This window comes from Vibrio sp. 1F279 (assembly GCF_041439815.1).
Taxonomy (GTDB): Bacteria; Pseudomonadota; Gammaproteobacteria; order Enterobacterales; family Vibrionaceae; genus Vibrio; species Vibrio tasmaniensis_A.
Genome location: NZ_JBGOOU010000032.1, coordinates 44,641 through 67,693, shown reverse-complemented (window position 1 = coordinate 67,693; position 23,053 = coordinate 44,641). Strand labels below are relative to the sequence as shown.

Genomic DNA, 23,053 nt, shown 5'->3' with positions numbered 1-23,053 from the left:
TTTTCCTTTTTGAGCTTCGCTCAAATCGGACGGCCATTTTAGCGATTTAAGTTTTAGTGTCAACCACTATTTTCAAAACTTTTTTCAAGCGCTTAGCTTGGCTAATTTGACCTGCTGATTCGTTTTCGCTTTTGAAACCAAAGCTTCGAAGCCATCCCGTGTCAGCGAGGTCGCATTATAGAGATTTCGATCACACTGGCAAGCCCTTTTTGAAGTTTTTCTCGTTTTTTTATTCGTTCGATTAAAAAGAGCACAAAACGCCTCAAAAGTAGGCTTTTCTCTTACATCTCTTGCAATTTCTTAGAGAATAAAGAGACTTTTTCCCAGTTCGTATACTCAACTTCCTTGGTTGTGTCCGTTTCTCCGCCTGTCATATTCATAATGAAGCGAATCATGGTTTTATCGAACCAGTTATAACGAGGGTAATAGAGAGCACCCGCGAATACACCGATTAGAGTCGGCTGCCATGGTGACTTAAGAAGAAACTTCTTAATATAGGCACTACCTTCAGGGGTGTCTTTACCTTGGTCTTCTTTACGAGCCGTTAAGTTAACGCAGAAGAAGGCAACCTTATTGGATTGCAACTGAGTAAGGTTGGCATCAATGAACTTATATAGTTTCTTATTAAGGTGGCCGTAACGAATAGATGCACCAATCAACACTCGGTCGTATTGAGCAAAGTCGACATTACTAATAGTGTGCAGATCTTGAAGCTCACATTCGAACTCATTCATTTCTTCTTTTATATAGTTCAAGATCTTCTTGGTTTGCCCTTCACGGCTTGAATACAAAAATAGAGCTTTTGCCACAATGTTGTCCTTAGCTACGCCAAAACGTAGGGGTCAATAAAATTAATAAGGTGAATATCTCTAAACGACCAAACAGCATAGATACGATCAACACCCATTTAGCCTTATCATTCACATCGCCGAAGTGCATTGCCACTTCACCTAAGCCCGGGCCAAGGTTATTCAATGTTGCCGCTACGGCAGAGAAAGCACTCAGCTCATCCATCCCAGTAGCAATAAGAGCCAACATACAAACCACAAAAACCAATGCGTATGCAGAGAAGAAGCCCCAAACCGCATCAACAACACGTTGTGGTAACGCAGAACCGCCAACCTTGATGGTATAGACAGCACGCGGGTGGACAAGGCGCTTCATTTCACGAGCACCTTGCAAAGTAAGCAATAAGATTCGAATGACTTTCATACCACCGCCCGTTGAACCTGCACAGCCCCCTATAAAAGAAGAGAACAGAAGCAGAACAGGTAAGAACAATGGCCACTCGGAGAAACCTGTAGTGGTGAAGCCTGCTGTCGTCGATATAGATACCGTTTGGAACAACGCTTGATCAAAAGCATCGTAATACGAGTCATAAGAGTGGTGATTAAGCAGTAATAAGAAACAAACTAAGAACAAGACTGCTTGAATAAAGATAAAGGCGCGGAATTCAGGATCTTTCCAATAATACTTAGGATGCACACCACCAGAAGCAAATGCAGCAAAGTGAAGCGAATAGTTACACGCAGAGATAAGAAGGAACACGACCGTAATCATGTTGATAGCCGGACTGTTGAAATAGCCCATACTCGCATCGTGAGTCGAGAAGCCACCAATCGCAATAGTAGAGAAGCTATGACTTATAGCATCAAAGAAGCTCATGCCTGCAAGCCAAAACGCCACCGCACAAGCAATCGTTAGGCTCAGATAGATGTACCAAAGCGCTTTTGCCGTTTCAGCAATACGCGGAGTCATCTTACTGTCTTTTACAGGGCCCGGGATTTCTGCACGATATAGCTGCATACCACCGATGCCGAGAACAGGAAGGATGGCTACCGCTAATACGATGATACCCATACCACCAAACCATTGCAGGAATTGGCGATAAAACAGAATCGCCTTAGGCAGATCATCGAGGCCGACAATAACGGTCGCGCCCGTGGTTGTTAATGCAGAGAAGGATTCGAAGAAAGCATCGGTTACCGACACATTGGGGTTATCGGCGAGCAAAAACGGCAGCGCACCAGCACTACCGATTACCGTCCAGAATAAAACAACAATCAAGAAGCCATCACGCGCTTTCAATTCATGCTTATAACGTCGGTTTGGAAACCAGCAGGTTGCTCCACAGAATAAGAGAACAAAAAAGGTCGTCACAAATGGCACACCCGCACCATCTCGATAGATCAGAGCGACGAGCGCAGGTGCGAGCATTGATACACTAAAAAGTGCTAATAATAATCCGACGATTCGAATAATTGAGCGAAATTGCATGAGCTATTGAACGAAGCGAAATGCTTCACACTTCCTAGTTGTCTTTGACTTTCGTTACCAGTGCCTTAGCACCGCTTTTATTGATCATGGTTTGGGTAAACGAATCTACCTGAAGGAGCTCTATTTCAATAATAAGCTCAACTTGAACACCATAATCCGCTTGGACTTCAACAGCCTGATGCTGAGCCATGATGGATTGTGCAATCGGCACAAAGCCATAGTCTAACTCTAGCCGTAATTTTGTGGTTATTTTTTTCTCGATAGTTTGAAGCAGCTTGAGAGCTTGTTGTACTCCACCACCATAAGCCTTAACTAAACCACCAGTACCGAGCTTGATTCCGCCTGAATAGCGAGTGACTACGGCCGTTAACTCGCCAACACCCGAACCAGACAGTTGCGCCAAGATAGGCTTTCCAGCAGTACCCGAGGGTTCGCCATCATCACTAAAGCCCCACTTCATCGAGTCTTCAGGTCGCCCTGCAGCAAAGCCCCAACAGTTATGTCGCGCTGAAGAATGCTCTTTTTTTACCTGTTCAACGAACTGCTTAGCAGCTTCTACACTTGGAGTATGAGCAAGATGAGTAATAAAAACGCTCTTTTTTATCTCTTCTTCAAATAAAGCCGACGCTGACGGTATTAAATAGGGCTGTTCATTCATATCGTTAACTTAATTATTAAGAGCGGCGAAGTGTATCACGCGTGAATAATAAGGGTTAGAGGATCTGTGCTGTCGCACAATGTTAAACAATTGTTTAAAAAATGTATTGAAATTAATCAAGCAGAGGTACAGACTAGAATAACTGGTCTTACCAGGCGCTCTACAATAATAGAAAGATAACAAGATTCTCTCAAACAATCGTGGATTGTATGTCATGGAGATAGACAATGATTTACCAAGCTAACACCCTACAGGTAAAGGAATTACAAGATGGTATTGCGGAATTAAACTTCTGTGCACCGGCATCTGTAAACAAACTCGACCTTGCAACTTTAGAATCACTAGATAAAGCGTTAGATGCTCTTAATGCTCACGCAGGATTACGTGGTTTAATCTTAACTTCAAACAAAGACGCGTTCATTGTGGGCGCAGACATCACTGAATTTCTTGGCCTATTTGCTAAGCCAGAAGCAGAACTTGATGAATGGTTAAGATTCGCTAATTCAATCTTCAGCAAGCTCGAAGACCTTCCTGTCCCAACTCTTTCAATGATGCGTGGCCATGCCCTTGGCGGCGGCTGTGAATGTGTACTCGCTACCGATTTCCGTATCGGTGACAAGACCACCAGCATAGGTCTACCAGAAACCAAACTTGGCATCATGCCTGGTTTTGGTGGTTGTGTGCGCCTACCTCGTGTTATCGGTGCTGACAGCGCGATGGAAATTATCACTCAAGGCAAAGCATGCCGTGCAGATGAAGCGCTTAAAGTTGGCTTGTTAGATGCGATTGTTGAAACAGACCAACTACTAGAATCAGCGATCAACACTGTTTCTTTGGCAGCCAATGAGAAACTTGATTGGCAGCTACGCCGCAAACAAAAAACGTCAGCGCTTTCACTAAGCAAACTAGAAGCGATGATGAGCTTTACTATGGCTAAGGGCTTAGTGGCTCAAAAAGCAGGGCCTCACTACCCAGCTCCGATTACTTCTGTGATTGCAATTGAAGAAGCAGCGCGCAGCGATCGCGATGCGGCGTTAGACATCGAACGCAAACATTTCGTTAAGCTAGCGAAATCTGAAGAAGCGAAAGCCCTTGTCGGTTTATTCTTGAATGACCAATACATTAAAGGCTTAGCAAAACAGGCTGGTAAGTCTGCGAATAAAGCAACTGAACGCGCAGCAGTACTTGGCGCTGGCATCATGGGTGGCGGTATTGCGTACCAGTCAGCATTGAAAGGCGTGCCAGTGATGATGAAAGACATCGCACAAGCGTCTCTTGATCTTGGTATGAACGAAGCTTCTAAGCTGTTGAATAAACGCTTATCACGCGGTCGCCTAGATGGGTTCAAGATGGCAGGTATTCTGTCTTCTATTACTCCAAGTCTACATTATGCAGGTGTTGAGCAATCGGATGTGATTGTGGAAGCGGTTGTCGAAAACCCGAAAGTAAAAGCGGCAGTTTTGAGCGAAGTGGAAGGCTTGGTTGGTGAAGACACAGTTCTTACATCAAACACCTCAACGATTCCAATCAACCTGTTAGCGAAATCTTTGAAGCGCCCAGAAAACTTCTGTGGCATGCACTTCTTTAACCCAGTACACCGCATGCCTTTAGTTGAGATCATCCGTGGCGAGCATACTTCAGAAGAAACTATTAATCGCGTGGTTGCTTACGCAGCGAAAATGGGCAAATCCCCTATCGTTGTTAATGACTGCCCTGGCTTCTTCGTAAACCGTGTGCTTTTCCCTTACTTTGGCGGTTTCAGCATGTTGCTACGCGACGGTGCTGACTTCACTAAGATCGATAAAGTCATGGAGCGCAAGTTCGGTTGGCCAATGGGCCCTGCGTACCTATTAGACGTTGTTGGTTTAGACACAGCACACCATGCCCAAGCAGTAATGGCGCAAGGTTTCCCTGAGCGTATGGGTAAAGAAGAGCGTGATGCGATTGACGCGCTTTATGTCGCTGAAAAATATGGCCAGAAGAACGGCAGCGGTTTCTACACATACAGCGTAGACAAGCGCGGTCGTCCTAAGAAGACCTTCTCTGAAGACATTCTTCCTATCTTGGCTGACGTATGCCAACAGCCACAAGACTTTGATGACCAGACCATTATCCAGCGCGTGATGATTCCAATGATCAACGAAGTGGTGCTTTGTTTAGAAGAAGGCATCATCGCGACACCGCAAGAAGCGGATATGGCACTGGTTTACGGTTTAGGCTTCCCTCCATTCAGAGGCGGCGTATTCCGCTACTTAGACAGTGTGGGCATTGGTAACTTCGTTGAAATGGCGAAAGGCTACCAAGACTTAGGTGCAATGTACCAAGTTCCTCAACTATTGCTTGATATGGCAGCGAAGGGCGAAAGCTTTTACGACGGCCAACAAGCCAGTTCTCTGTAACCCACATTTGGAAAAGGAATAGCAAAATGAATAATGTAGTTGTTGTTGATTGCCTTCGCACCCCAATGGGACGTTCCAAAGGTGGAGCTTTCCGTCACACTCGTGCTGAAGATCTATCTGCACATTTGATGAAAGGCATTTTAGAGCGCAACCCAGAAGTAAACCCTGTCGAAATTGAAGACATTTACTGGGGTTGTGTACAACAAACGCTAGAGCAAGGCTTCAACGTTGCACGTAACGCTGCTTTACTTGCTGGTCTGCCGATTGAGATTGGTGCGGTAACGGTGAACCGTTTATGTGGCTCATCTATGCAAGCTCTGCATGATGCAACCCGCTCTATCATGGTTGGTGATGCTGAAATCTGCCTGATCGGTGGTGTCGAACATATGGGTCACGTACCAATGAACCATGGTGTTGATTTTCACCCAGGCATGTCTAAACACGTAGCAAAAGCGGCAGGTATGATGGGCCTAACCGCTGAGATGCTAGGCAAAATGCACGGTATTAGCCGTGAAGACCAAGATGCCTTCGCCGCTCGTTCACATGCTAGAGCACAAGCAGCAACAGTAGAAGGTCGTTTCAAGAACGAAATCCTACCAACCGAAGCTCACGCAGCAGACGGTTCACTGTTCACTCTGGATTACGATGAAGTTATTCGCCCAGAAACAACAGTTGAAGGTCTATCTCAGCTGCGTCCTGTATTCGACCCAGCAAACGGAACGGTAACAGCAGGTACTTCATCAGCATTGTCTGATGGTGCATCGGCAATGCTGATCATGAGCGAAGAGAAAGCTAACGCACTTGGCCTGAAGATTCGCGCTCGCGTGAAGTCGATGGCTATCGCTGGCTGCGATCCTTCAATCATGGGTTACGGTCCAGTACCTGCGACTCAAAAAGCGTTAAAACGTGCAGGTCTGAACATTGAAGACATGGGCGTTATTGAGCTCAACGAAGCGTTCGCTGCTCAATCTCTGCCATGTGCTAAAGATCTCGGTCTATTGGATGTAGTTGACGAGAAAGTTAACCTTAACGGCGGTGCGATTGCACTCGGTCACCCACTGGGTTGTTCTGGTTCTCGTATCTCGACGACGCTAATCAACCTGATGGAAGCGCAAGACGTGAAATACGGCTTGGCGACCATGTGTATTGGTTTAGGCCAAGGTATTGCAACGGTATTTGAACGCCCATAGCGATCACTGGTTGTAATACTTGTAGGGTAATCTTTTGTGCAGCTATATTTATATAGCTGCACTTTTTATTACTTGGCATCCAACAATGCATCGATTGCGTTCAGCGAACTCAGCGAGAGAAAAACCAACACTGATATCTATGCACAAAACGCATAGATTCAATGTTGATGTTTCATTATTTTTTCTCGGATGATTCAACTAAAGTTACTTCAGTTTCCTAATATTCCTCCTACGGAGCAGATCATGTTTAAAGCACTTGTACTAAACCAAGAAGACAAAAAAACTATCGCATCAGTTTCTCAAATTGATGAGTCTCAATTACCAGAAGGTAACGTGAAAGTTGATGTGAGCTACTCTTCTTTGAACTACAAAGATGGTTTGGCGATAACAGGTAAAGGGCGCATTGTTCGCAACTTCCCTATGGTTCCTGGTATCGACCTTTCTGGCGTGGTTTCACAATCTGATGACCCGCGCTACAAAGCAGGCGACGAAGTTGTTCTGACGGGTTGGGGGGTTGGTGAAGGCCACTGGGGCGGTATGGCTGAGAAAGCGAGCCTAAATGGTGACTGGTTAGTACCAATGCCTGCAGGTCTTGACGCCAAGAAAGTCATGGCGATTGGTACAGCTGGCTTCACCGCTATGCTTTGTGTGCAAGCTATCGTAGATGCAGGCATCAAACCAGAAGACGGTGAAATCCTAGTAACGGGTGCTAGTGGCGGCGTAGGCAGCGTGTCTATTACGCTACTAAACCAACTAGGTTACAAAGTAGCAGCGGTTACTGGCCGAGCTTCAGAAAATGGCGAGCTTCTAAAATCACTAGGTGCAACACGCATTGTAGAGCGTGCTGAATTAGAAGAACCAGCGAAACCACTTGAGAAACAACTGTGGGCTGGTGCTATCGATACAGTAGGTAGCAAGGTACTTGCTAAAGTATTGGCGCAAATTGATTACAACGGCGCGGTTGCAATGTGTGGCCTAGCCGGCGGCTTTGACTTACCAACTACGGTAATGCCATTCATTCTACGTAACGTTCGTCTACAAGGTGTGGATTCAGTAATGTGCCCTCGTGAAAAACGTATTAAAGCGTGGGAACAACTGGCTGAATTACTACCTGAGTCTTTCTACGGCCAAGCGACTAAAGAAGTGTCTTTAGATGGCGCAATTCAAGCTGCGGAAGACATCACTAACGGTCAAATCACTGGTCGCGTAGTTATTAAACTGTAATTGAAAATTAAACTTCCGTAACCCAGAATAACAAAGGGCTGATAGTAATCAGCCCTTTTGCGTTTTTGTCATTTGGATCGAGTAAACTAAAGCGAGATCTCAGTTAACCCAAACCTACATCCGCAATACGCTTCTGAATCAGCTCACCACATTCTTCTTTTACTACTCTTCTTAACCATTGTTGCGAGGCAGAAGAATCGCAACGCGAGTGCCAGATCAGTGAGTAATCAAACGGCATAAATTCAAATGGTAATGGCTTAACAACCAAGTCATAACGCTCCGCCACCAAATAAGCCAAATCAGCAGGCACAGTAATCACCAACGGCATTCTATCGACAATCGCCAATGCCGCTTCAAGGTGATAAGCACGCAACACCATTTTACGAGGCTGTTGATTGGCTAACGCGTTGTCTAATAAAGCCTTAACACCATCACTGATCGCAATCATCGCGTGCGGGAGTGATACATAGTCTTCAAGGCTTAAAGGCTTATCGGCTAATGGGTGATTCTTAGATAACAGACACGACACACCGACCGGCCCCAATACCTCTTGATGAAGTGGTGCAATGCTGCCACTCGGGCGACAAATCGCCATATCGACACGTTCGGTGCTGAGCTGTTTAAACAAATGCTCATGCTGCAATGGTGCAAACTCCAAAGAGATGTTCGGCGCTTGCTCATAAATCTTCGGCAGAGCATAAGGCAAGATAGTTTGCATCGCGTAGTCAGTGGTCGCAATTAAAAAACGCTCACTGCAATAGTAAGGATCGAAATCACTCGGGCTCAGCAGTTGGCGGAATGATTCTAAAGGCTGATCAATGCGCTGGCTGATCTCGAGAGCTTTCTTAGTGGGAATAAGGTGCTGACCTTGGCGTGTAAACAGGGGATCATTGAGTAGTTCTCTTAAGCGGCCTAATACTCGGCTGGTTGCCGACTGGCTTAGGTTAAGACGAAGCGCAGCTTGACTAACACTGCCCTCTTCAATCAATACCTTTAAGGCGACCAGTAAATTCAGGTCTCTACGATAGATGTCTTCTAATTCCACGCCACTTACCTAGCTGTATACAATTATCATTGGTCACTAAGTTGTTTATAGCATGCTTTAGATAAAAAAAATCCCGCAATTACGCGGGGAAGCCCAAGAAAATCTGGGGATAGTGTCGGAATGTTGTCGTATTGGAATTTGCTTGCTGTATTCAGGTTAGTGCTCTTGCTCCTCGGCTATGCCTTGCCAACGGCGCATCTCTACCCAAATACCAATAATCGTTGCTACTATGCCAAAAATTGGCATTAGAGAGGTCTCTGTCGATGAGCGTAGTACTAACGCACAAAAAGAAATAAAACAGAGAACTGAATAAATTGTTAATCTATCTAATCCTGTCAACATCGCCACTCCTTAGCTAGTTGCCTTTGATTTAAGTTGTTATCAACTTGTTAATTAAGTTATAGGAAATGGTTCCGTTTGCCAAGCACTTATTGCATATTTTTTCTGCAGACGTATTATTCACTCGTTAGATAGATATAGAGATACAAACCATGACATTCAAACCTGAACTGGCAACCCACACTTTAGAAGCTGAAGGCCTGCGTTGCCCAGAGCCAGTAATGATGGTCAGGAAGACAATTAGAAACATGCAGGATGGCGATGTGTTACTGGTAAAAGCTGACGATCCTTCGACAACTCGTGATATTCCGAGCTTTTGTCGATTCATGGATCACCAGTTGGTAGGCCAAGCGACAGAAACGTTGCCTTACCAGTATTTGATCAGAAAGGGATTGGAGGCGTAACGCCCCACCGACTATCAAGTATCAAAAAAGCCGCTCGTACCTTATGTTCTTCAACAGAACTCAGAGTACGAGCGGCTTTTTGTTTATTCGTTTCTAGATTTATTTTGCAGATGCTCAAGCTGATGCTGAATTTCTCGGATATCTTTTCGCATAGGAATAATATGCGCGACCCGAATCCAAGCTTCTACCGCAAGCCCGGTCATGATCATCGAACCAGCCACCATTGGTAGCCACATGTCCGTCAACACCATGCCTAGTAGTGTAAGTGCAAGACCAAAGGTAAATAGATAACTTTGGCTTTGTGGAGTAATACCCATATAACGCGTCAACATAATCATGCCCTCGTGTTCTTAACTCACAAGATTAAAATATCATGACAAGTATGACAGTTATATGTCCATTCGCTCGATAAACCCCATAATACTGTAAGAGTATGACCTACAACACATTACTCTACTGATTGAGTATAATAGGACTCAATACTACCGCTTAATAGAACGCTGCTGCGATAGCCAAACCCACGAACAACAAGGCTGTGATCTTGCGAATCAGGTCAAGTGGCATCTTATCTGCCGATAGCTTACCAATGATCACCACAGGCACATTCGCCAGCAACATACCAATGGTAGTACCGAGAATGACCCACGTTAATGCATCCGAATATTGAGCCCCTAGAATCGATGTCGCAATCTGAGTCTTATCACCGATCTCAGCAATGAAGAAAGCGATAAAACTGGCGACAAACGGCCCTCGGTTCGAGATCTGTTCATCGTCATCTAATTTATCCGGAATCAGAATCCAGCCTGCCATCGCAATGAAACTGACCACCAGCACCCACTTAAGTACTTCAGGAGATAAATAATCAGCGACCACAACACCTAGCCACGCAGCAAGGGCATGGTTGGCAATGGTGGCAAAGAAAATAGCCGCAATAATAGGTAGCGGTTTTCGATATCGGCTGGCTAATAAAAGGGATAACAACTGAGTCTTATCACCGATTTCGGCTAAGGCGACAGTTGTAATTGAAATTGCTAAAACGCTCACGACATGCTCATTTGGGATGAGGATTATTATATTTAACCAAAGACAAACCTCGCGCCCCATCCCGGTTCACGATGCTTGTCTAAGGTCTTGCTAAGCGCCACCAAGGTGGTGGTTGCCTCGAACGCCATGATGATTTTGCATCAATTATGTTGACGAACGAACTCATTCAATAGGATATGAATAAGTAAGCTACTCCCCAAAGACCGCGAGATTTTAATCACCCACGCTTTCAAACACAAGAGTCAAAGTTATCAAAATATCCACTTGTGCCGAAAAACAAACATTAAAGGCAAAAAAATCCACTAAACGACATTTTAGACCACTAATTAAACAAGATTACCCCTACTCGCTTTACCAATATCTCGGTATACTCAGAGGTTATTTTTATCATTCATTTAAAAGAATCGCGCGAACCTGACTATGCAAAAATACGATATCAAAACCTTCCAGGGAATGATCCTCGCGCTGCAGGATTACTGGGCACAAAACGGTTGTACCATTGTTCAACCACTAGATATGGAAGTAGGTGCTGGCACCTCTCACCCAATGACATGTCTACGTGCACTTGGCCCAGAGCCAATGTCTACGGCATACGTTCAACCTTCTCGTCGTCCGACTGATGGTCGTTACGGTGAAAACCCGAACCGCCTGCAGCACTACTATCAATTCCAAGTAGCTCTAAAACCTTCTCCAGATAACATCCAGGAGTTGTACTTAGGCTCGCTTGAAGTTCTTGGTGTCGACCCACTTGTTCACGATATTCGCTTCGTAGAAGACAACTGGGAAAACCCAACGTTAGGCGCATGGGGTCTTGGTTGGGAAGTATGGCTAAACGGTATGGAAGTGACTCAATTCACTTACTTCCAACAAGTTGGCGGTCTTGAGTGTAAGCCTGTAACGGGCGAGATCACTTACGGTATCGAGCGTCTAGCAATGTACATCCAAGAAGTAGACTCTGTTTACGACCTTGTATGGAACGTAGCACCAGACGGTTCTAACGTGACTTACGGTGATATCTTCCACCAAAATGAAGTTGAGCAATCAACATACAACTTCGAGCACGCAGACGTAGATTTCCTATTCACTTTCTTCGACCAGTGCGAAAAAGAGTGTAAAGAGCTACTTGAGCTTGAGAAGCCACTGCCGCTTCCAGCTTACGAGCGCATTCTGAAAGCAGGTCACGCATTCAACATCCTTGATGCGCGTAAAGCTATCTCTGTAACAGAGCGTCAACGTTACATCCTTCGTATCCGCAACCTGACTAAAGCTGTTGCAGAGGCGTACTACGCGTCACGTGAAGCGCTTGGCTTCCCAATGTGTAAGAAGGATAAATAATCATGGCGAAGAATTTTCTAATTGAACTGGGTACGGAAGAGCTTCCACCAACAGCACTTCGTTCTCTAGCAGAAGCCTTTGCTTCTAACTTTGAAGCGGGTCTTAAAACGGCTGAGCTTTCTCACGAAGGCATCAAGTGGTACGCAGCACCTCGTCGTCTAGCACTTAAAGTGACTGCACTGGCTGAAGGCCAAGCAGACAAAGTCGTTGAGAAGCGCGGTCCTGCAATTTCTGTCGCATTCGATGCGGAAGGCAACGCGACTAAAGCTGCACAAGGTTGGGCTCGTGGTAACGGTATTACTGTTGAGCAAGCTGACCGCCTGAAAACAGACAAAGGCGAGTGGCTTCTTTTCAAACAAGAAGTGGCTGGCAAACCTGTTCAAGAATTGGTGATGGACATCGCTGCGAAAGCTCTCGCTGGCCTACCAATTCCTAAAGCAATGCGCTGGGGTAACTCAGACATTCAATTTATCCGTCCAGTGAAAACACTGACAGTACTACTAGGTGATGAGCTTGTTGAAGGCAAAATCCTAGGCGTAGCTTCTGCTCGTACTATCCGTGGCCACCGTTTCATGGGCGAACAAGAGTTCACAATCGACTCTGCTGACCAATACCCTGCGATCTTAGAAGAGCGCGGTAAAGTAATGGCAGATTACGATGCGCGTAAAGCGATCATTCTTGCTGATGCTAAAAAAGCAGCAGACGCGGTTGGCGGTATTGCTGACCTAGAAGATGACCTTGTTGAAGAAGTTACCTCTTTGGTTGAATGGCCAGTGGTGCTTACTGCTAAGTTTGAGCAAGAGTTCCTAAAAGTGCCTTCTGAAGCTTTGGTTTACACCATGAAAGGCGACCAGAAGTACTTCCCTGTTTATTCGCATGAGATTGGTGACGCTGAAAGAAGCCTTCTACCAAACTTCATCTTCGTTTCGAACATCGAGTCTAAAGAGCCTCGTCACGTAATCGAAGGTAACGAGAAGGTTGTACGTCCACGTCTTGCTGATGCTGAATTCTTCTTCAACACAGACCGCAAACGTCCGCTGATCGACCGTCTTGCTGAACTAGACCAAGCTATCTTCCAGAAGCAATTAGGTACTATCAAAGACAAAACCGATCGCATCACAGAGCTTGCTGGCTACATTGCTGAGCAAATCGATGCTGACGTTGAAAAGTCTAAGCGCGCAGGCCTACTGGCTAAGTGTGACCTAATGACATCAATGGTATTCGAATTTACGGATACTCAAGGTGTGATGGGCATGCACTACGCAACGCACGATGGTGAAGACGAGCAAGTAGCACTGGCACTTTACGAGCAGTACATGCCTCGTTTCGCGGGTGACACACTACCAAGCACTGGCATTTCTTCTGCTGTAGCAATGGCAGACAAGCTAGACACTATCGTGGGTATCTTCGGTATTGGCCAAGCACCAAAAGGTTCTGACCCATTCGCTCTACGTCGTGCATCACTAGGTGTGCTACGTATCATCGTTGAAAACGGCTACAACCTAGACCTAACTGACCTTATCGGTAAAGCGAAAGAGCTACTAGGCGACAAGCTAACTAACGAAAACGTAGAAGCTGACGTTATCGACTTTATGCTAGGTCGTTTCCGCGCATGGTACCAAGATGCTGGTTTCAGCGTTGATATCATCCAAGCGGTACTAGCACGTCGTCCAACCAAGCCAGCTGACTTTGACCAACGTGTTAAAGCGGTTTCTCACTTCCGTGAACTGGAAGCAGCAGAAGCATTAGCAGCAGCGAACAAGCGTGTAGGTAACATCCTCGCGAAATTCGATGGCGATCTACCCGCTGAAATCGATCTAGCGCTTCTTCAAGAAGACGCAGAGAAAGCGCTGGCTGAAAACGTTGAAGTAATGACAGAAGCACTAGAACCAGCATTCGCGACAGGCAACTACCAAGAAGCCCTAAGCAAACTTGCTGACCTACGTGAACCCGTTGATGCATTCTTCGATAACGTAATGGTTATGGCTGATGACGAAGCGCTTAAGAAGAACCGTCTAACGCTACTGAACAACCTACGTAACCTGTTCCTACAGATTGCTGATATTTCTTTACTACAGAAGTAAAACCAATTTGGAATAAATATTAAGGGGGAAGCTTTGGCTTCTCCCTTTTTTTTATCCAAAGCTAGTGTAAGCTCTATCTGGTTGAATATTATTGTAGATAGGGATATTACATGCTGGTTGTTTTGGTTGAAGATAATGAAATATTGAATCACCACCTATCTTCTCAGCTCAGTGAGCAAGGACATACTGTCCATGCAGATAGAACAGCTTCTGCATGTTTACAAACGATTCAAAAACAGTCCAATACAGATGTGATGATCATTGACCTTGGCCTCCCTGACTTTGATGGCATTACGCTGATCAAGCAAATACGTCGTAAAGAAATTGCAGTCCCAATATTAATCTTAACCGCACGTGGCTACTGGCAAGATAAAGTAGAAGGGCTTAACTCCGGGGCTGATGATTACCTTACCAAGCCCTTCCAATTTGAAGAGCTACACGCTCGCCTTGAGGCGCTTGTTCGTCGCAATCAAGGGTTTTCCGCTTCCCAAATCAAAGCGCAATCGCTCACCTTAGACACTCAAGCCAAACGTATCAGTTACGATGATGCCCTGATTGAACTTACAGCCTTAGAATTTCAAATATTCGAGTACTTAATTCGCCATTGCTTACAAATCGTATCTAAGCAACAAATCGCAGATTCCCTTTATGCGCAGGGTGAAAATGTTCAGCTAAACAATATTGAGGTCATCGTTTCACGCTTACGTAAAAAGTTAACGCTATACACTCAAGCTAAACTGATCAGCACCATTCGCGGGCAAGGTTATCGTTTTGAACTAGAAGCTAAGTAGTATGAAAAGACTGTACAAAACTCAGTTCAGACGTCGGACATTCGCCGTTGCTGCTTCCATTATGATTTCAATGGTACTCACTAGCGCCTGGTTCTACTACAACAGTCAAAAACACCAACTTTTTGAGTACTACTCGAAAAATACCCTTCGAGAATTGCCTGCTGTAATCAATGAACTGCTGTCTTCTGGGGAAATCCCGCCATTGACGGAGTGGGATAGGTTCTATGCGAAAGATTCTCCCAACACTAGCGTCACTCTATGTGATCACAACAATCAACAAGTATGGACATCAGTAAATATTGAAAGACGAGCTAAGCTGCTATCAGAGATAGGCGTCAGCCAATCTCAAGTTAGCGAGCTCTGTCGTGATCTAAATTTCCCCATAGATACTATTCGTTTGGTTGAAAGACCGAATGGCGCCGCTTTTATTGTCCACACAATTCTCTGGAAAGGTTTCCAGGAAAAGAAAGATGGCAGAGTTATCTTTACCCAAAGGGTCGAAGAGAAAATAGAACCCATACATCAGTTAAAATACACCGCGGTTGGAGTGTTAGTAGTTGCGCTTGCTTTGATCAGTGCTCTACTTTTGGTTTTTTATCGTATTAGTTTTGCGCCGTTTACTCGACTAGAGAATGAACTGAATGACATAAAGCAGGGTAAACAAAACCAATTAGCCCAGTCATACCCTGAAGATTTACATAGCGTCACCAGTGCATTGAACGAATTGCTATACCAACAAAAAGAAAATCAGGAGCGTTATAAGCGTTCTCTCAATGATCTCGCCCATAGTTTGAAGACTCGCGTGACAGTTTCTCAAGCATTGCTTGATGAAGACTCATCCAAAACAAAGAATGACCAAATCAACCAACAACTGTTAGAAATGGATAGCTTAATTCAGGCACAACTCAAAAGGGCTTCGCTAGGCGTTAAAGGTATAACGACTTCATCGACACAGATAAAACCAATCCTCGACAGCCTAGTAGGCATGTTTACGAAAATCCATGCCGACAAAAAGATCCAATTCATCACTCAGTTTGACGACCAACAGACCGTGCCTCTTAATAAAGATGATCTTATGGAAGTGCTCGGTAACCTATTAGAAAATACTTATCGGTTCGCACAAACCTCTATCGAATTCAAAGCCACTCAAAGCGAACAGCAAATCCTGATTGAGATCTATAATGATGGGCCAGTAATAAATAGCTCGATCAGCCAAACCTTATTTCAACGTGGCGTAAGAGCCGATCAGAAGACCCATGGTACGGGGTTAGGTTTGGCGCTATGTGATGAGATACTCCATAGCTACAAAGGGACAATCTGGTTTGAGCAATCAGATAACCCATCCGTGGGTGTCGTTTTAAAAATACTGCTCCCAACAAGTTAAATTTGTAGGGCAGGGTTAAGAGTGAATATCAACCCTGCGATTGTTATGGCGACCGGATTCAGTCTCGTTACTCTGCACTGGGTTCGCCTCACCTTGTGAACTCACTGTCAGGTCTTCAATATTTACGCCTTGCTCTTTCAAATACCCAACAACAGCATTCGAGCGCTGCAAGCCTAAGCTTAAGTTGTAACTATCACTACCTTTTGAGTCGGTATTCCCCGTGACGATAAATTCGGGAGTTTGATGTTCAAGTTTAGCTATAAGTTTTAACAATAAATAACGAGATTTTTGATTCAGTTCATCGTCATCGAAATCAAAAGTCACGCGAGCCAACACCTCACGAGCCAACTTACCTTCTACAAATTTAGTTCGACTTAGTAAGTATCGTGCGCAATCAGCACTTTCTGATACTTGAGTTAACTTATCTTGAATCAGATTTTTAATCGCTTGATTAGCTGTGCTTGCGTTCACTTGCATGAATGGGCCTTGGTGATACATCACTTTCTTCCCCTGACCGATCGTTACCGTCTTCTCTAGTTCAGAGTCGCCCATATGGCAGTAATGATAAAGTAGTTCGTTAGTATCTGGTTTTAAAGGGGCTGCCAGTATAGAAAACGACAGAGTAAATAAAGACATAACAGATATAAGCGTTTTCATTTTTGCTCTCTTAATAATATTCAGTTAATAAAAAGGATGTCACATACCTCTATTGCGCTAAGTGACCCACTTCTTCCGTAATTAATCCCAAAATTTTATTGAGAATGTCTTCCTTGTTTTCAGCCTTATAAACATTATCTCGGCCAACGCAATTACGCAGACCCACGTTTTTATTAAGTTCATAATCGAAACCAATCACAGCCATGCGCGCGTTCATTCGTTCACCATCAGGTGTCATCATTCCTTGGCTTACCCCGCCAATTACCTCTATGTCATCATGCGTATTATCTGCCGAAACTTTGCCGCCGTTGACCATATTGAGAATGTTGCTACACATACCTTTCGATACAAGCTTATTGGTTTGCCCTGCGTAGTGATTCCAATCCTCCCCATCAGACAGAATAATGATCAGCTGCTTTTGGTTCTTCGACATTGAAGTCACAATTTGCCCTGCACGAATAATACCTTGCAGTGAAGCAGTGCATCATCATCGCCATTAGGCACACGCGAGGCTTCTCCTTTAACGATAAATTGTTGAGCTATCGTTTTGTTAAAATTCACCGTATCGTCTTTATCGTATTCACCTTCTCTTGAAACTACCCGCTGATCGCGAACCACTAAGTTATCATTCTTATCTTTATTGATGGTTCGGCGATTAAAACCGGTAAGTGCAACCCGATGAGGGTGCTCTGGATATAGATCGTTATACGCGCCGAGTTCATCAGCCACATCTTCAATAATGTCTTTCAGATCATTTAGCTTAGAACGCCGACCACCACTCCACGAGTCATTCATAGATTCTGAAAAATCGACGATAAAAGTAATGTCTATCGGCTGGCTTTGATAGCGTCGTGCTTTCGATGATCCCGTCACATTGAAGCTATCACCAAAGCCAGAAATCACATCGTTACCAGGAAACCAGGACTTGTGCAGTGTTTGACCCGCAACACGATATTCAAAGTAGCGTGCTTCGCCTCTTTCCGTAGCAGCAATACATTCAGGTATCTCATCACACCCTAGCTTCTTAACTTCAATATCTAGGATCGAGTCCATGTCATATAGATAATGCTGAATATAGCGCTCCGCCAATTGGTGGTCTTGCTCATCTTTTGCTGATACCGCTAGAACAGCCGCTTCTGAAGCTTCCTCTAATCGAGCTTTGGTTTGTAATGCGCGGGCACCATCAGAACCAAGCATAAACACTCCAAACAAAGCTGGGATCATAATGGCAAACAGCATAACTGCATGGCCAGACTGCTTACGCATAGCGTGTTTCATAACCTTTCTCTTCGCTCTACCTGCCGATCACGACAGAATCAGACATCACGTGAGTAAACTCACGCCCCAAAATACCACCAATCCAATTATCCGATTCATAACAAACCGTCACTCGGTACAGGGGCATTTCTCGACCTCGGTTAGTCACTACCGTCATGGACTCTAATGAATCAATGGTTTGCTTTATTCTGCAGGCAACAACACCGCGTTTTTCACTGATCGCGGGGTTGGGTGTACCCACTTGTTTGAAGCTCAACTCTTCCACCAACAACCCATAGTGTTCCCGTTCAAAATGACCAAAGGTACGCAGTAAGGAATGCTGAGCAATGATATCGATATCATCGACTTCTTTAGTTGTAAGCTGATAATCAGTATCATAAAGTTGGGTTCTCTCTTTAAGTACATTGACCAGTGAATAAGAGAGTCGATCGAGTTTTCCTTTCAATGAAAGCTTGATGATCACGTCACCACTGAAAGCAATCAATAAGCTGAAAAATACAGCGACCATGGCAAACTCAATACTAAAAACCCCCTGCTGCTTACTCTTCAAATTCCCATGCTTTAGGGTTCTAAATTTCAAATTTTGACCTTTCATATTCCTGCACAGCAATCATCTCTCTGCTCATTAAATTCTGAGTCGTGAAGAAGTAGCTAAAGATAGGTGAAAAACGGTAGTTAATTCGATAAATGGCAAGCGCTGCGTTATCAGCATCACCACACTCTTTAAATTTTTGACTACCAGAAATACTGCATTGGTCTGTAATACTAGCTAACTCACTCAGGTTTTTAGAGTAGTGAATCGTGACTTGAAAATTGTCGCCATTAACAACCTGATTCCAGATACTGCCTTCTCGGTGCAAAACCTTATCTACCGTATCGAGATAATTTCCTGAGCCCTTTTTAGCTGTGCGAGCCACCTCTGAAACCGCCAAGTCGTTGATCGCCGAAATGTACGAGATATAGCTCATCTCAACCCACGCCATACACATCAACCAAAAAGCAAAAAAGCCCACCGCAAACTCTATGCTCGCGACACCCTTTTGCTTATATCGCATTACCCGCCTCCTCCGATAACGAAAGACCACTGACTGCCAGCGTTTGGCTCTCTAATGAATAAGGAGTGTGGTGGCGCAACGCCTGATAAATTTTTTGGATTTGGTGCTTGCTGTATCTTTCACTCAACACACTTTCGACAAACGGGTAGTGGCCCAACTTAGCCATACTCAACGTCAAGTTTGCCATCATCTGTTCGTTCATCTGACCGCGCTTATACAATGGTAATAAACGCTCCATAGCTGCTTGATAATGCTCTTGCGTAATATCGAGCACAGCCAAATTATTATTCACTGATACCGAGTCATAAAAATGCTCGCGCGCGCGTTCAAAATACCGACGAGATAGATCAAACTGATAGCTGTAACCATAAAACGTTCCCAGTAAATTCTCGGCTGCCGCATGTGTAGCATTTTCCACTAATACTTGTTTAGCACTACTGATCGCTGCTGGGTACTGACCTAATTCACCGTATGCTTTCGCTTGCATCAATAAACTGTTCACACTGGGTTGTGGTTTTTGAGTAACAGGGGCAATGTAAAACAGAGCCGACTCAGCATCGCCCATAGCTAAATATGTATTCGAGAGTTTTTCTCTCACTTCATCAGCGTCGTATTGCTGCAGCTGATTTTTATACAAACGGGTTAACTGAACGTAATTATGTGTTTTTTGATAGATAGCCTCTTTTGACTCATCTTTCTGCCAACTCGCTTGAGTTGAACTGCATGCCGCCAACATTAAAACTAACGTTAGCGCGATTATTTTCTTAAACATTAAGCATCATCCTCATTACCCCCGGAGCGGCAATTACGAATACAATTGGGATCAAGATAAACACGATCAGTGGAATCGACATCTTGGCAGCTAACTTCCCTATTTCTTCTTCCAGCTCTAGCATTTGCACTTCTCGAATATCGCCTGCCAACGTCGTTAACACGTTATAAATCGAGGATCCATGTTGAATGCTCTGCGTCAGCGTCATCACAAAACTACGAACTTCTGGTGATGGAACCTTGCGATACAACTCCTCTAAGGCATTTTCCATTCCGACCAAACGAGCCCGTTGGTTTGTCACCTCCAACAAGCTAGAAAGCTCTTTATCAAAGCTTTTCATTTCAATGGAGAGGTATTTCATTGATGCTTCGATTGTCATGCCGGTTTGGACGCAAATCGCCATTAGGTCAATCAGGTACGGCATTTGACGAGAGATTCGACGTTGACGGTTTTTAGCCATCGAGCTCAAGACTAGGTCAGGCATCACAATAACCACCATAGCCCACCCCGCAGCTATCGCGATCCATGATTCAGACGAAACCTCAAAAAACCAACACACGCCTGCAACAACCACTTGCCCGATAAACAACGCACTGTACTTCAGTGGCATAAACCATTGAGCCCACCGGATGTCACTCACGCCTGCATTAGCAAAGCGCACTGCAATATCACTTTCGGAGGTGACGAAAATAGTCGACATGGGCGTCAACCAACGATTCAGTTTTATTTCTGCCTCTTTTGACTGATCGGCCAATCGATGATGTTTCGCTAAGGCTGCGATACGGTGTTTTTTCTGAGTACACACGACTAACCAATAAAATATGAGCAACAAGCCAAATGCTACGCCGGCCCAGGCGAAAAATAGCCCAACGTTCGAGAAGTTTATTGAAGAAGCCATTACTTCACCTTTTTCATTAACGCCCAGATGATCAGCATGCCGATACTTTCACTTGTGATGAGGTAGTAAAGAATCGGTCTCCCTTCTGGGTGGTGCATTACGAACTCAAAATTTTCAGGACTAAGAAACTGCAAAATAAACAGAAAGAAGAATGGTGTTGCTCCTACAATTTTTGCGGAGATACGAGCCTCTGAAGTAAGAGCAAACTTTTTTCTTTCTACAGCTCTCGCTTCGAACATTTGTCGATTCAGACGTGACATCACCTCTTTTAATTGCCCCCCTCTTTGCATGTTAGCTCGCAAGGTAATGACAAAAAAATGAAACGACGGATACGGAAAGCGACGACAAGATTTACGAAACACATCATCAATCGGCTCGCCTAAATTGAGGCGCTCGCTCATCAGCTTAAACTCTTTACCTACCTCACCTTCAAGTTTCTTCCCTACATACCCAATGCCTCGCCCTATGCTTTCACCCGCACTAAGGGAACTTGCCAGCATGTTCAACGCATCAGGGAAGGTTTCTTCAAAGCGTTTTTTCTCTCGTTTCTGTAAATGGAGATAGCCAAAAAACCAAGCGATAATGAGAGTCAAAGGCAAAATTTCAAACCAAGGTAAACGCAGTGACATTTGATTAAGAGTGCCGATCGCAAGCAGTGCTACAACAGAAAAAATGACGACCTTACCTAATGCCATTTTTCCAAGTTGGCGCTGTAAGTTATCCCAACGCACACGAAGTTTCTGTTTGAAGTTACGATCAGAAAGACTGGCAAAATTAACCGCTTGTTGCGTAAAACTCAGATCGCTTTTCAGATTACCTTTCGCTTGCTGTGATAAATACTCATCAACAGAAGGAGCTCTATTCGGCTTAAGCGCTACAATCATGAGTATTGCCCCACCCAAAATAATCAACCAATACATGTCTCACTCCTATTGATTGAGTGTCATAGACTCAATCACTTGAGTTAACTTCTGCTCTACACCAAAGAAACGGGCTTTTTCATAAAGCGCAGAACGAGCCATAACACCAGATGTCACATAACTACCTCGAATGCGACCATCAGGGCTGTGAGGTGAAGTTTGGAAAGAGAACAACTCTTCTAACACCACGTTGCTTCCCTCAATACCGACCACTTCAGTGATATTCATGATCTTTCGAGAACCATCATGCAATCGGCTGACCTGAACGACTAAATCGACCGCGCTTACAATTGAGCGGCGGATCGCTTCTAAGGGCAAATTATTGGTCGCCATCATCACCATTGATTCGACACGAGCCAAAGCATCTCGTGGTGTATTGGCGTGCAACGTAGACATTGAACCATCGTGCCCAGTATTCATGGCTTGCAGCATTTCAAATGCTTCACCACCACGGCATTCACCCACAATAATTCGGTCTGGGCGCATTCGCAGTGAATTAATCACTAAATCTCGAGCGGTAATAGCCCCCGTCCCTTCAATGCCCTCATGACGAGTTTCCATTCGAACAACATGTGACTGCTGAAGCCTTAACTCAGCGGTATCTTCAATAGTGACGGTTCGTTCACCCTCTGATATATGCTGTGATAAAGCATTAAGTAACGTTGTTTTTCCCGATCCCGTACCACCAGATACAATAATATTGAGTCGGCAACGTGCAGCTAATTGAAGTAAACCTGCCATCTCGGGAGTAAGAGACCCAAATTCAACTAATTCTTCAAAACCAATACTTTGCTTTTGAAACTTACGAATCGAGATTGACGTCCCTTCCAATGTAATAGGAGGAATGACAATATTCACACGGCTACCATCATCTAACCGGGCATCACAAGTAGGAGAAGACTCATCGACCCTGCGCCCAACACGACTAGCGATGCGCTTAGCAATATCAAGCAACTGCTTCTCATCGATAAATCGAACAGGTGCTTTCTCGACTAAGCCATGACGCTCAATATAAACCTGTTGTGGGCCATTGATCATGATGTCGGTGATCGAGTCATCATCCATCAACACCTGCAAAGGCCCGAGGCCAACTAACTCATGTACCATGCTGGTGACATATTCTGATTTTGCCAGTGATGAAATAGATAACTGATCTCGACTCACTAGCATATCAACTGCGCTAGCTAACTGAGCTTCTAACTCTAGACGCGGTAAGCTTTCAATAACACTGGCATCAAGTGCATCAAATATCTGCTTACGCAGTTGTAAATAAATGCGCTGTGCATGTTCCATATCGTC

24 protein-coding genes and 1 riboswitch are annotated in these 23,053 nt (G+C 44.6%); of the genes, 8 read left to right on the top strand and 16 right to left on the bottom strand.

Annotation, left to right across the window (positions count from 1 at the left end; all coding sequences use genetic code 11):
• Positions 1–281 precede the first annotated feature (281 nt).
• Genes hemG through ACED60_RS19870 form a run of 3 tightly spaced genes read right to left on the bottom strand, consistent with a single transcriptional unit; the run spans position 282 to position 2,935 of the window.
• Positions 282–809 (bottom strand): menaquinone-dependent protoporphyrinogen IX dehydrogenase, encoded by a 528-nt coding sequence (gene hemG / locus ACED60_RS19880; protein ID WP_017077284.1) that lies wholly within the window; start codon positions 807–809, stop codon positions 282–284.
• A gap of 10 nt (positions 810–819) precedes the next feature.
• Positions 820–2,277, bottom strand: a complete 1,458-nt coding sequence (locus ACED60_RS19875; protein WP_371728290.1) for a TrkH family potassium uptake protein — start codon at positions 2,275–2,277, stop codon at positions 820–822.
• Between the two features lie 34 nt (positions 2,278–2,311).
• Positions 2,312–2,935: a YigZ family protein gene (locus ACED60_RS19870; RefSeq protein WP_004736669.1), complete on the bottom strand. Its 624-nt coding sequence runs from the start codon at positions 2,933–2,935 to the stop codon at positions 2,312–2,314.
• Positions 2,936–3,162: 227 nt separating this feature from the next.
• Between ACED60_RS19870 and fadB the strand changes: the two genes are divergently transcribed.
• The 3 genes from fadB (at position 3,163) to ACED60_RS19855 (ending at position 7,748) form a co-directional block, all read left to right on the top strand.
• Positions 3,163–5,334, top strand: a complete 2,172-nt coding sequence (gene fadB, locus ACED60_RS19865; RefSeq protein ID WP_061025195.1) for a fatty acid oxidation complex subunit alpha FadB — start codon at positions 3,163–3,165, stop codon at positions 5,332–5,334.
• A gap of 26 nt (positions 5,335–5,360) precedes the next feature.
• Entirely contained in the window at positions 5,361–6,524 is a 1,164-nt protein-coding gene (gene fadA, locus ACED60_RS19860; RefSeq protein WP_061025197.1) for an acetyl-CoA C-acyltransferase FadA, read from the top strand.
• Between the two features lie 243 nt (positions 6,525–6,767).
• Positions 6,768–7,748 (top strand): MDR family oxidoreductase, encoded by a 981-nt coding sequence (locus tag ACED60_RS19855; RefSeq protein ID WP_017103120.1) that lies wholly within the window; start codon positions 6,768–6,770, stop codon positions 7,746–7,748.
• A 103-nt stretch (positions 7,749–7,851) separates the two neighbouring features.
• Here ACED60_RS19855 and ACED60_RS19850 read toward each other — a convergent pair whose 3' ends face one another.
• Both ACED60_RS19850 and ACED60_RS19845 read right to left on the bottom strand, forming a co-directional pair.
• Entirely contained in the window at positions 7,852–8,793 is a 942-nt protein-coding gene (locus ACED60_RS19850) for a LysR family transcriptional regulator (RefSeq protein ID WP_012602956.1), read from the bottom strand.
• Between the two features lie 156 nt (positions 8,794–8,949).
• Positions 8,950–9,135 carry a hypothetical protein gene (locus tag ACED60_RS19845; RefSeq protein WP_004736674.1) on the bottom strand — a complete coding sequence of 62 codons (186 nt, stop codon included), beginning with the start codon at positions 9,133–9,135 and terminating at the stop codon, positions 8,950–8,952.
• A gap of 149 nt (positions 9,136–9,284) precedes the next feature.
• Between ACED60_RS19845 and tusA the strand changes: the two genes are divergently transcribed.
• Positions 9,285–9,536 carry a sulfurtransferase TusA gene (gene tusA / locus ACED60_RS19840; RefSeq protein ID WP_004736675.1) on the top strand — a complete coding sequence of 84 codons (252 nt, stop codon included), beginning with the start codon at positions 9,285–9,287 and terminating at the stop codon, positions 9,534–9,536.
• 83 nt (positions 9,537–9,619) lie between these two features.
• On the opposite strand, the gene ACED60_RS19835 is transcribed toward tusA, so the two are convergent.
• Together ACED60_RS19835 and ACED60_RS19830 are read right to left on the bottom strand one after the other, a co-directional pair.
• The gene (locus ACED60_RS19835) at positions 9,620–9,874 is read right to left on the bottom strand and encodes a hypothetical protein (RefSeq protein WP_004736676.1); all 255 of its coding nucleotides are present in this window, start codon (positions 9,872–9,874) and stop codon (positions 9,620–9,622) included.
• A gap of 151 nt (positions 9,875–10,025) precedes the next feature.
• A complete protein-coding gene (locus ACED60_RS19830; RefSeq protein WP_009848160.1) occupies positions 10,026–10,580 on the bottom strand; it encodes a TMEM165/GDT1 family protein in 555 nt (184 codons plus the stop codon).
• A gap of 34 nt (positions 10,581–10,614) precedes the next feature.
• Positions 10,615–10,790, bottom strand: a riboswitch (yybP-ykoY riboswitch).
• Positions 10,791–11,000: 210 nt separating this feature from the next.
• Between ACED60_RS19830 and glyQ the strand changes: the two genes are divergently transcribed.
• The 4 genes from glyQ to ACED60_RS19810 all read left to right on the top strand — a co-directional run bounded on the left by glyQ (position 11,001) and on the right by ACED60_RS19810 (position 16,174).
• Positions 11,001–11,915, top strand: coding sequence for a glycine--tRNA ligase subunit alpha (gene glyQ / locus ACED60_RS19825; RefSeq protein WP_009848159.1), 915 nt, complete (start codon positions 11,001–11,003; stop codon positions 11,913–11,915).
• Positions 11,916–11,917: 2 nt separating this feature from the next.
• Positions 11,918–13,999 carry a glycine--tRNA ligase subunit beta gene (gene glyS / locus ACED60_RS19820; RefSeq protein ID WP_017087263.1) on the top strand — a complete coding sequence of 694 codons (2,082 nt, stop codon included), beginning with the start codon at positions 11,918–11,920 and terminating at the stop codon, positions 13,997–13,999.
• A gap of 110 nt (positions 14,000–14,109) precedes the next feature.
• The gene (locus ACED60_RS19815) at positions 14,110–14,790 is read left to right on the top strand and encodes a response regulator (protein ID WP_371728289.1); all 681 of its coding nucleotides are present in this window, start codon (positions 14,110–14,112) and stop codon (positions 14,788–14,790) included.
• 1 nt (position 14,791) lies between these two features.
• The gene (locus ACED60_RS19810) at positions 14,792–16,174 is read left to right on the top strand and encodes an ATP-binding protein (RefSeq protein WP_371728288.1); all 1,383 of its coding nucleotides are present in this window, start codon (positions 14,792–14,794) and stop codon (positions 16,172–16,174) included.
• A 15-nt stretch (positions 16,175–16,189) separates the two neighbouring features.
• On the opposite strand, the gene ACED60_RS19805 is transcribed toward ACED60_RS19810, so the two are convergent.
• The 9 genes from ACED60_RS19805 to ACED60_RS19765 are packed head-to-tail and all read right to left on the bottom strand — an operon-like array spanning position 16,190 to position 23,047.
• Positions 16,190–16,831, bottom strand: a complete 642-nt coding sequence (locus ACED60_RS19805; RefSeq protein WP_371728287.1) for an OmpA family protein — start codon at positions 16,829–16,831, stop codon at positions 16,190–16,192.
• Between the two features lie 49 nt (positions 16,832–16,880).
• Positions 16,881–17,264, bottom strand: coding sequence for a hypothetical protein (locus tag ACED60_RS19800; protein WP_371728286.1), 384 nt, complete (start codon positions 17,262–17,264; stop codon positions 16,881–16,883).
• Positions 17,265–17,269: 5 nt separating this feature from the next.
• Positions 17,270–18,109, bottom strand: a complete 840-nt coding sequence (locus ACED60_RS19795) for a TadE/TadG family type IV pilus assembly protein (RefSeq protein WP_371728285.1) — start codon at positions 18,107–18,109, stop codon at positions 17,270–17,272.
• Positions 18,110–18,125: 16 nt separating this feature from the next.
• Entirely contained in the window at positions 18,126–18,704 is a 579-nt protein-coding gene (gene tadF / locus ACED60_RS19790) for a tight adherence pilus pseudopilin TadF (protein ID WP_009848153.1), read from the bottom strand.
• On the bottom strand, positions 18,679–19,164 hold the full coding sequence (locus ACED60_RS19785) for a TadE/TadG family type IV pilus assembly protein (RefSeq protein ID WP_371728284.1): 486 nt from the start codon (positions 19,162–19,164) through the stop codon (positions 18,679–18,681). The genes tadF and ACED60_RS19785 overlap by 26 nt, the downstream gene beginning before the upstream one ends.
• Complete coding sequence (locus tag ACED60_RS19780; RefSeq protein ID WP_009848151.1) at positions 19,154–19,936, bottom strand: lipopolysaccharide assembly protein LapB; 783 nt, start codon at positions 19,934–19,936, stop codon at positions 19,154–19,156. Before ACED60_RS19780 ends, ACED60_RS19785 begins: the two co-directional genes overlap by 11 nt.
• Positions 19,929–20,834 (bottom strand): type II secretion system F family protein, encoded by a 906-nt coding sequence (locus ACED60_RS19775; protein WP_012602950.1) that lies wholly within the window; start codon positions 20,832–20,834, stop codon positions 19,929–19,931. Before ACED60_RS19775 ends, ACED60_RS19780 begins: the two co-directional genes overlap by 8 nt.
• The gene (locus ACED60_RS19770) at positions 20,834–21,754 is read right to left on the bottom strand and encodes a type II secretion system F family protein (RefSeq protein WP_371728283.1); all 921 of its coding nucleotides are present in this window, start codon (positions 21,752–21,754) and stop codon (positions 20,834–20,836) included. Before ACED60_RS19770 ends, ACED60_RS19775 begins: the two co-directional genes overlap by 1 nt.
• A 9-nt stretch (positions 21,755–21,763) precedes the next feature.
• Positions 21,764–23,047: a CpaF family protein gene (locus ACED60_RS19765; protein ID WP_135385717.1), complete on the bottom strand. Its 1,284-nt coding sequence runs from the start codon at positions 23,045–23,047 to the stop codon at positions 21,764–21,766.
• Positions 23,048–23,053: the final 6 nt, after the last annotated feature.